Source organism: Cellulosimicrobium arenosum (assembly GCF_014837295.1).
In the GTDB taxonomy this organism is placed as follows: domain Bacteria; phylum Actinomycetota; class Actinomycetes; order Actinomycetales; family Cellulomonadaceae; genus Cellulosimicrobium; species Cellulosimicrobium arenosum.
Genome location: NZ_JACYHB010000026.1, coordinates 1 through 1,430 on the forward strand (window position 1 = coordinate 1; position 1,430 = coordinate 1,430).

The 1,430-nt window shown below is 70.1% G+C and carries 1 protein-coding gene; it reads left to right on the forward strand.

The window, feature by feature from the left end:
* Positions 1 to 110: 110 nt before the first annotated feature.
* Complete coding sequence (locus IF651_RS17260) at positions 111 to 1,427, forward strand: ISL3 family transposase (RefSeq protein ID WP_191830365.1); 1,317 nt, start codon at positions 111 to 113, stop codon at positions 1,425 to 1,427.
* Positions 1,428 to 1,430: the final 3 nt, after the last annotated feature.

Below are 1,430 nucleotides of genomic sequence, written 5' to 3' on the forward strand. Positions count from 1 at the left end.
GGCTCATCCGATCTGAAGGTGTAGCGCCGGCGGGCTGATCTGGTCGGGATGCGGGTCGAGGTCCCCTGATGATGGGGGTTCCTACACCAACCCATCCAGAAGACCTCGACGTGAGCGACGCTACCTTCCACAGCCCTGACCTGACCACGTTCTGCTGCCTGGACGAGCTCGGCCTCGTCGTCGTCGGGCAGCGCCTGGAGCCTGACCGCGCAGCGCTTGAGTGCCGTGTCGTAGCGCGCGTGGACGACGCGTTCTGCCGCGGGTGCGGCGCCGAGGGCGTCCTTCGCGACACCGTGACTCGGCGCCTTGCCCATGAGCCCTTCGGATGGCGGCCGACGACATTGCTGGTCCGGGTCCGCCGTTACCGCTGTGCGCCCTGCCGACGGGTCTGGCGTCAGGACACGTCGCGGGTGGCAGAACCACGGGCGAAGCTGTCGCGGACGGCGGTGCGTTGGGCGCTTGTCGGCCTCGTCGTCGGGCACCTCACGATCGCCAGGGTCGCTGAGGCCCTCGCGGTGGCGTGGGACACCGCGAACGACGCGGTCCTGGCCGAGGGTCGGCGGGTGCTGATCGACGACCCGCACCGCTTCGAGGGCGTGACCACGATCGGCGTGGACGAGCACGTGTGGCGCCACACCCGCCGCGGGGAGAAGTACGTGACCGTGGTCATCGACCTGACCCCGATCCGCGACGGTACCGGGCCGGCTCGCCTGCTGGACATGGTCGAGGGCCGCTCCAAGAGCGCGTTCAAGACCTGGCTCGCCGCACGTCCCCAGGCCTGGCGCGACGGGATCGAGGTCGTCGCCATGGACGGGTTCACCGGCTTCAAGACCGCCACCGCTGAGGAGCTGCCCGACGCCGCGGCGGTGATGGACCCGTTCCACGTCGTGCGCCTGGCCGGCGACGCGTTGGACCGCTGCCGCCGCCGTATCCAGCAGGATCTGCACGGCCACCGCGGACGCGCCAAGGACCCGCTCTACAAGGCTCGCCGCACCCTGCACACCGGCGCCGACCTGCTGACCGACAAGCAGAAGGGCCGGCTCGAGGCGTTGTTCGCCGCCGACGAGCATGTCGAGGTCGAGGCGACCTGGGGCATCTACCAGCGCATGATCACCGCCTACCGCCACCCCGACCGCGCCCAGGGCCGCGCACTCATGACCGCGGTCATCGACTCCCTGACCCGAGGCGTTCCGACCGCGCTGACCGAGCTCGTCACCCTCGGCCGCACCTTGAAGCGACGTGCCGATGACGTGCTGGCGTTCTTCGATCTGCCCGGTTCGAGCAACGGCCCGACGGAGGCGATCAACGGCCGGCTCGAGCACCTGCGCGGCTCCGCCCTCGGCTTCCGCAACCTGACCCACTACATCGCACGATCCCTGCTCGAGGCCGGCGGCTTCAGACCACGGCTACACCCTCAGATCGGATGAGCC